Source organism: Ectopseudomonas oleovorans, from assembly GCF_029845265.1.
GTDB lineage: Bacteria > Pseudomonadota > Gammaproteobacteria > Pseudomonadales > Pseudomonadaceae > Aquipseudomonas > Aquipseudomonas oleovorans.
Window position 1 is genome coordinate 1 of sequence record NZ_JAOCLK010000077.1, and the last position, 7,338, is coordinate 7,338.

The 7,338-nt window shown below is 54.0% G+C and carries 9 protein-coding genes and 1 pseudogene; 3 read left to right on the plus strand and 7 right to left on the minus strand.

Annotation, left to right across the window (positions count from 1 at the left end; translation table 11 throughout):
- Positions 1 to 69: pseudogene (locus N5J71_RS21730) on the minus strand (DNA-binding response regulator); the annotation flags it as partial.
- A gap of 689 nt (positions 70 to 758) precedes the next feature.
- On the opposite strand from N5J71_RS21730, the gene N5J71_RS21735 reads away from it, so the two are divergent.
- The gene (locus tag N5J71_RS21735; RefSeq protein ID WP_010951440.1) at positions 759 to 1,085 is read left to right on the plus strand and encodes a DUF2790 domain-containing protein; all 327 of its coding nucleotides are present in this window, start codon (positions 759 to 761) and stop codon (positions 1,083 to 1,085) included.
- A 32-nt stretch (positions 1,086 to 1,117) separates the two neighbouring features.
- Here N5J71_RS21735 and N5J71_RS21740 read toward each other — a convergent pair whose 3' ends face one another.
- From N5J71_RS21740 to N5J71_RS21750, 3 genes are all read right to left on the minus strand, one after another.
- Entirely contained in the window at positions 1,118 to 1,468 is a 351-nt protein-coding gene (locus N5J71_RS21740; RefSeq protein ID WP_011953105.1) for a DUF3147 family protein, read from the minus strand.
- Between the two features lie 157 nt (positions 1,469 to 1,625).
- A complete protein-coding gene (locus tag N5J71_RS21745) occupies positions 1,626 to 2,531 on the minus strand; it encodes a cation diffusion facilitator family transporter (RefSeq protein WP_010951438.1) in 906 nt (301 codons plus the stop codon).
- 54 nt (positions 2,532 to 2,585) lie between these two features.
- Positions 2,586 to 2,924, minus strand: a complete 339-nt coding sequence (locus N5J71_RS21750; protein WP_079732563.1) for a zinc ribbon domain-containing protein — start codon at positions 2,922 to 2,924, stop codon at positions 2,586 to 2,588.
- 490 nt (positions 2,925 to 3,414) lie between these two features.
- Between N5J71_RS21750 and N5J71_RS21755 the strand changes: the two genes are divergently transcribed.
- Complete coding sequence (locus N5J71_RS21755) at positions 3,415 to 5,112, plus strand: phosphoethanolamine transferase (protein ID WP_003298414.1); 1,698 nt, start codon at positions 3,415 to 3,417, stop codon at positions 5,110 to 5,112.
- A 122-nt stretch (positions 5,113 to 5,234) separates the two neighbouring features.
- A complete protein-coding gene (locus N5J71_RS21760) occupies positions 5,235 to 5,363 on the plus strand; it encodes a hypothetical protein (RefSeq protein WP_003253468.1) in 129 nt (42 codons plus the stop codon).
- Between the two features lie 143 nt (positions 5,364 to 5,506).
- On the opposite strand, the gene N5J71_RS21765 is transcribed toward N5J71_RS21760, so the two are convergent.
- The 3 genes from N5J71_RS21765 to N5J71_RS21775 form a co-directional block, all read right to left on the minus strand.
- On the minus strand, positions 5,507 to 5,713 hold the full coding sequence (locus N5J71_RS21765) for a hypothetical protein (protein WP_003298411.1): 207 nt from the start codon (positions 5,711 to 5,713) through the stop codon (positions 5,507 to 5,509).
- A gap of 14 nt (positions 5,714 to 5,727) precedes the next feature.
- Positions 5,728 to 5,937 (minus strand): hypothetical protein, encoded by a 210-nt coding sequence (locus tag N5J71_RS21770; protein ID WP_003298409.1) that lies wholly within the window; start codon positions 5,935 to 5,937, stop codon positions 5,728 to 5,730.
- Between the two features lie 220 nt (positions 5,938 to 6,157).
- Positions 6,158 to 7,081, minus strand: a complete 924-nt coding sequence (locus N5J71_RS21775) for a hypothetical protein (RefSeq protein WP_010951435.1) — start codon at positions 7,079 to 7,081, stop codon at positions 6,158 to 6,160.
- Positions 7,082 to 7,338: the final 257 nt, after the last annotated feature.

Consider the following 7,338-nt stretch of genomic DNA (forward strand, 5'->3'; position numbering starts at 1 on the left):
GCTTTCGGATAGGCCCTGCTGAAGATATTCGGCAGTTTTAATTTCGTCTTCCACAACTAGAACGCGCATAACTTATCTCAAGGTGTGAGGAAGGAGTTGGCCTAATCCGCCAAGATTATGGTTGCAGGCTGTTCGAAAGTTTGGCTGAGGGTATGGCATGTGGTAGTCGCTACCTCTGTCCATACGCCGGGTCACCTGAGGACGCTTGAATCTTAACGCGAAGAAGCTGGCCGCGGCGAAATCCTACAAATTTGTAATGTAGCCGCAAGATTTCTGACAGTCATGCAGGCTCCACCCCTAAGCATAGCGGATTCTGGGGCCTGCGGCGGTGTATGACAGATTCGCCTGGCAGGTGGAATCGGCCAGGACAGGCAGCATTTCGGTCGTTAGCTTGCAAGGACTGGTACTGGCCTTGGATCGAGGGCGCCACGCAGGCAGACCCCATGCACGGCCGCAAACCGCAGCGCCTTTCTGCAAATTAGTTCACGTGGCGGCTCGATATTCTCTCGAATAATTATCTTACAATCTATTACATGTCCAAATTGTAATTGCACGATCATCTTGGTGTTAGCCTCCTTTGCTAGTTTAAGGGCAGCGGAAGAGGCATCGCTGCTTTGGAAATTGTCTCATTTCAAAGCAGCTTGGCAAGAGCACCGAGCAGTTGTTCGCGCCAGTGCATTCACCTGTAAACCATACGCTCCTTTGGTAGGTGAATTTTAGCGCCCCCCTACGGGCGCTTTTTTATTAAGGGACTTCTTATGAACACTACTGTATCAGCGATCGCCGTGTTTATGCTCTTTACATCACTAACAGCCAATGCCCAAAGCGGTATGGAGATCAATAAACACATCGAGCGTACTGCTAGAGAGGCTACAGCGGATTATGCTCAACGCGTAAAAAAGCCCATGCCTCAACTAGAAGACTACGCCTATGGCATGGACCTGGACGTTGGTAAGTTGGTGTATGTATCACCCAATGTGCGGTACTGCGGTAATGTAAGAAGCATGATGACCTACGAAGACTCGAAAGGCGAACTGCACATGGTTCGCTACCTGGTGAAGGGCGAGTGTGTTAATAGCCGTTAAGACTCATCAAGATGATCCCTGCGGCCACCGGATCATAGAAGCTCAATGCCGAACCGGCGCAGCAGTATGGCGAAGCCTCCGAAGCTGGCCATTGTGATGAGGATGCTGCTGATCAGTGTCGGCCAAAAGCCGAGCTTAGGTAGCAGCAATGGAAAAGCAATAAACATCGGCAGGGTCGGAAGCACGTACCAGAACGTGTACCAAGCATGGTTGGAGATCTTCTCCATGCTCTGGTTCTCTAAATAGAGCCAGACCAACGTCACGACCGTGACCAAGGGTAGGGCGGCGACCAAGCCGCCCAGCTTGTCGCTGCGTTTCGCCAGCTCTGACACGAGAATCACTATACCGGCAGTGAGTAGGTACTTCGTGATGATCCAGGCCATCGCTGAGCCTTCTGGAGGTTGTTGACGAGGGCAGGCGAAGCCATTCACCAACCCCCTTGAAGCGCTCCTGCCGTTTACGGCATCCCTCACCGCATTTTTTTTGCAACATCACCCTCAGCCAGGAGGGTGATGTGTTTGCATGGTGTTTACCGATCGGTCAGTGCGAGGGTGAGGGAACGCTCTCGTGGAAAGCTGCCCGCTCGATCTGGATGGTGCAGTGATGGATTTCGAATGCATCGCTGACAGCATCCACGACGGCCGCCAACACAGCATCCCCATCTGCAGAATCCCGAACCACTACGTGCGACGTCATCACGTTACTGCCACTGCTGACAGCCCACACGTGCAAGTCATGAACGTCCGTCACGCCATCTACTCCGAGGATGGTGGCCTCGATTGCCGTAACGTCGAGCCCCCTCGGGACACCCTCCATGAGGATCCCCAGGCTTTCGCGAAGCAACTGCCACGTCCGCGGCAGAACCCAAAGGCCGATCGCCACAGCGACAATCGTGTCGACCCAGGTCCAGCCGGTGAAGCGGATGATAAGTGCCGCGATGATTACGCCAAGCGAGCCGAGCATGTCGCTCCAAACTTCGAGGTAGGCTCCTTTGACGTTGAGGCTTTCGTTGCTCGCAGATGCCAGAAGGCGCATCGAAATTAGGTTGATGATCAGGCCGGCGATTGCGATCCACATCATCGCTCCGGTAGCGATCTCCGCCGGCATGAAGAAGCGCTGGTAGGCCTCATACAAGATGTACATCGCCACCAGGAAGAGCAGCACGGCGTTGAACGTCGAAGCCAGAATTTCCAGGCGCGCATAGCCGAAGGTTCTTTTCTGATCCGCCGGCCGCTTGGCTATCTGAAGTGCAATCAGTGAGATCGCCAAGGCGGCAGTATCTGTGAACATGTGAGATGCGTCCGACAGCAGCGCCAGGCTGCCGGTAATCCACGCACCGATCACTTCTGCAATCATGAAGCTGCCAGTCAAGCCGAGCGCCATGATTAGCTTCTTCTGATGCCCCTCGCGTACTGCAGCGCTGCCATGGTCATGATTTGAACCCACGTATTTCTCCTTGCGCAGGGTTGTGGTCTCGTTGGCCTTCCTGTCTACCTAGCCTTAGAGCGTCGCTTGGCCACACTGACTGCAAAATCTTGCTCCTGCACTCAGCAGCGAGCCGCAGGCGGTGCAACCACTCGATAGCGGTGTTCCGCAGTTTAGACAAAAGCGTGCTGACGGATCGTTGGCCGTCCGGCACTGCCTGCAGCCCTGCAGATCTTTGATGGGGGCAGGAGTGGGAGGGCGCCCGCCGTCATACACCTGGTTGCCGCCGTCGCAGCCCTGCTGCCGGCCATGGCGATCATATTGCTCGGCCCCATGTCCCCCGCTGTGGTGCTTGCCTCCACCGTGGTTTCCACGGCCATGGTGCCCGCCCAGGATGTTTTTGAAAAAGCTCATGGTATTCGCCCCTCATTGATGGGTGACATATTAACGAGCAAAAGTTGAAAATTATGTTCTGCTCGCGAGAAAGACTTGTAAGTTGAATTGAAAGTTCAAAATTAGCCTACGACAAAACGAAACCGTTTTGTTTGTGAAATTAAATTTATCTAGCTGAGCGGAGCATTGCTTTTGGTGGGTAGTATTCCCCTAATTTTGATCATAGCGTGATCAATGACAATCAAAACAGCAGTAATTGGATTTCTGTCAGCATTGTAATCCCGAGGTCATCGTGTCGTTATCAGGTCCCGGAAATAATGCGCTCAGCGAGATTCATTTCTCTTTTTATCCCTATGCCTCACACATACTAAGCGTCCCCAACGCCTAGGGGCCTAAGGCCTCTGACGCTCCGCACATTGCGCAATCGCTCAGCATCTGTCGACGGTTTGCCTTGTAGCTCCCGCTAACTCCATAGCTACCGCCATGGATAAGCAGCTTCCAGAGTTTGATAATGACACCTTCCAAATCCATTGTTCACACCCTGTTAAGCAAATGGATCTTTGCTATTCGCAATGCGCGGCAGAAAGGCATCAGTACTAATTTGCTAATCGGCCTGGTGACTTTTTGGTTACTGCTATTCGCGAACGCTGAGCTCTGGAACGTGCTCTGGAAGCTGGTATTCAAAACCGATGAAGTGAACTGGCAGCTAGCGGCTAGCCTCCCAGTCATAGTATTCGCATGGGTGTTTACCGTTCTGAGCTTGCTGTCATGGGGGCGGCTGGCCAAACCCATACTGTGCCTGGTACTGATCAGCGCGTCTTTTGCGAGTTACTTCATGAATGCCTACGGCATCGTGATCGATTACACAATGTTCACCAACGTTGTGGAGACCGACGTCGCTGAGGCAACCGAGCTGCTGAATTGGAAGCTCGGTCTTTGGGTCGCAATGGTTGGGGTGTTGCCCGTCTACCTGATTGCCCGGGTTCCCCTCCGGCGCAAGCCTTGGGCCAAAGCTTTGGTCAGCAGGTTCATTGCTCTGTCGCTCGCTCTGTTGACCTTATCTGGCATCGCGTTGAGTCAGTACCAGTCGTATGCCTCCTTGCTGCGCAACAATCGGGAGATCCGGCTGATTCTGGTACCTACCAACTTGTTTGCGGCTGGCCATGGGTACCTGAAGCGTCAGCTGGCCTCACCTAAAACGCTGACGGCCATTGGTACTGATGCGGTAGTTAATCGACAGGGTGCGGCTCGTAAACCCAGGCTGCTGGTACTGGCAGTAGGAGAGACCGCTCGCTCCGCCAACTTCTCCCTCAACGGCTACTCCCGTGAAACGAATCCGGAACTAGAAAAGCGAAATGTCATTAGCTTCACGAACGTGAGCTCCTGCGGTACCGCTACCGCGGTCTCGCTGCCATGCATGTTCCTGGACGTGGGTAAGGCCCAGTACAAAGATGGCTTGGCCAAGAGCCGAGAAGGGCTGCTCGACGTGCTTCAACGCGCTGGCATCAGTGTCATGTGGACTGACAACAACTCGGGGTGCAAAGGGGTCTGCGACAGGGTTCCCAACCACAAGGCTGCCTCTCACGCGGATTCCCAACTGTGCACCAGCGAGGAGTGTAAGGACGGGGTGCTGCTCACGGAGATGCAAGACTTCATCAAGCGCCAGGAAGGCGATGCTGTCCTGGTGCTCCACTACAAAGGCAGTCACGGCCCGGCCTACTACAAGCGCTACCCCTCGCAATTCAAGAAATTCGCACCGGTGTGCGAGACCAACGAGCTCGACAAATGTAAGCAGGAGGAGGTGGTCAATGCCTACGACAACTCAATCCTCTACACCGATTATGTGACTGCAAATCTCATCGATATCCTGGCGGCCAACACCAAGTTCGACACTGCGCTGATGTACGTTTCGGACCACGGCGAATCGCTGGGGGAGGGTGGGCTCTATCTACACGGGCTGCCTTACGCGATGGCTCCTGACGAGCAAACAAAGGTGCCGTTGGTACTTTGGATGTCTGACTCGCTCGCGAAGAGCGAAAAGGTCAACGTGGGTTGTTTGAAAGCTCAAACCACGTCACCGCTGAGCCACGACAACCTGTTCCACACCGTGCTCGGCATGATGAACGTCCAGACGTCTTCGTATCGCTCAGCGCTGGATTTCACTGCCCCTTGTAAGCCCTTTGTCGGAGGCTCTTATTCTGGCCTCTGAATGTTCGATGTGGACCGGATCATCGGCCAGGCGGTTCTGCACCAGCCTGCTTTGACAGCTGAGAGAAGCTGGACTAATTACATAGCTGCATTCAACAACCCAAGCGGAAAAGGAAGTTTTGCATGAGCATCAAGCCAGGCCCAAAGCGCACCAATGAAGATGGCACTCCGGACAAAAGGCAGCGAGTCACCCCTGAAAAGCAGAAGGACCATCCGGACCTGAAACCCCACAAGCACAAAAAGGGGGAGTAAGAAAAAAGCAGCTCTCGGGAGCTGCTTTTTTTTTGGGGCTGTGTGCAAACCCTCCCGACCGTCTCGCTGATCAATCGGACCGCGTCGTGAGTCTTCCGCTTGGCTTGATGGATTCTGAAGCTACCTCCGGATCGGTTATCCCTTCAGTGCGGACGACGAGACTGATATCCCAGAGCGTTGAGCTGATACTCGCTGACAGCCCGAAATTGTGATTCTGCGATTTGACGCAGGCGCTCAACCTCTTCGGCAGATGAGCCAGAAGCCTGCGCCTCGTGGTATTGCTTCATCGCATCCACTGCGTCGGTATACATGGGGTGGTCGGGGAGAAGAGCTGGCATCTTTTTCGTCATGTAGCGGCAGGTCCTCACTGGATAGTCGACGGTGGTTTACCTGCTTTGAGGAGCTGAAAATCAATGACCGCCTGATAGAGCGAATCTGCCAATGGGTGAAGACGCTGTACCTCAAGGTCTGGCAATCCAGCAGCCTCCGCTTCGTGGGCCTGTCGGATAGCTTCAAGCGCTTGCCTCATCAGTGGCTCACCAGCCTCGACCATTCCAATGAATGTGCGCTTCACAACATTTTGCTCCATTCAGCTGAAGATGAATTATAGGACACCGCGGCGTGGCAAGGCCCCGAGCAGCATAGGTGTTCGACGCCCGACTGAACGAATCAATGAGGAGCGCGCTGGCCTGGGGAGTGGCCAGGGCGCGTGTCGTAGCTACGTTGTAAACCACTTTTTTTCACTGTAAACCACTGTGGTTACAGTGAAAAAAAGTGGTTTACAACAGGCCTCCTCAGGCCTGAGTCAGCTCCAGCAGATCGCCCAGTTCCTCCCGGGCCATCTTCACTCTATCCATTCTGCGATAAGGATGATCAACCGGCATCCGGATAAGGGATTCGAACCAAGCCGAATCGAATTTGATGACTTCCTTGTGAATGTGCTCAAGCTCACCTCCGCGAGGCTGTGACACTACAAACTCCATGCTTTCAACCAAGCCGGACGCTTCACTGTCTTTGACGATTCGATGGCGGATGAAACTCATTTTGAGATCAAAATATGCCGCCTTCGAACCAGGCACCTTCTTCGATTCCAGCCGACCAGTGCTGCTGATTTCCGCCCCTGGCACCTCAGCGGCAATAGCTTTCACCAGCTCAGCATTTCCAATGACCTTCTGGCCAAACAGGCGGGTGGCGTCCGACATGTAAGCAAAGATCCATGGCACATTGCGAAGCGTCGCGCCGGTATAGAGGTAGCCACGCTCTCCCTTGTAACGCTGCAGCATGCCTCTCAACGCGTTCTCGGAAAGGACCAGTTGGGTCTCTTTCTCCAGGATGTAAACCACGCGATCGAACTGTTCGATCAATAGCTTGAGAATCTTCCGTGGGACGCCGTCAAACCTGGTTTTTCGTTCTGTTTTCTTGTGCTGGCGAGGCTGGAAGTACGGGCAATCGTTACGGGCCTCACTATCAAATGGAGCGATGCCGCGAATGCTCTTAGTAGCATGTTTCCCGAATGGGTTCTTCACGTTAGGCGGTAGCTCATACAGCCCAACCAGCTGGACAGGGTTGTCGCATGCCGGGCATACAGCAAACTGAGCTAGCTTGCCGGCACTTCCAGGCTGGTACCATGGATCTCTGCGGAAGGTCTCGGCCTCGAAACCTTCCTTGTCGATGATCTTGCTTTCTGTGTCTTCGATGCGGACCTTATAGACATCCATCTTTGCTGAAACCGTATCAATAGAGGGTCTCTGGATGGTAACGAGCGAGGATAGGCAGCAGTAGGCCTAACTGACCCTTTTGGTGGTCACCCACTGGTTTGAGGCCCGCCCAAAGCATGCCTGATCGACCTGGGCGGGCCCTAGAAACAACTAACCCCCTGGTGCGCAGTACAGGTCTGGGACCTGCCCGAGGCGTGGGGGCTATTCTTGGAGCGACAGTGACACCGGCTCCGGAGAAAATCAATTGGTTTGTAGAG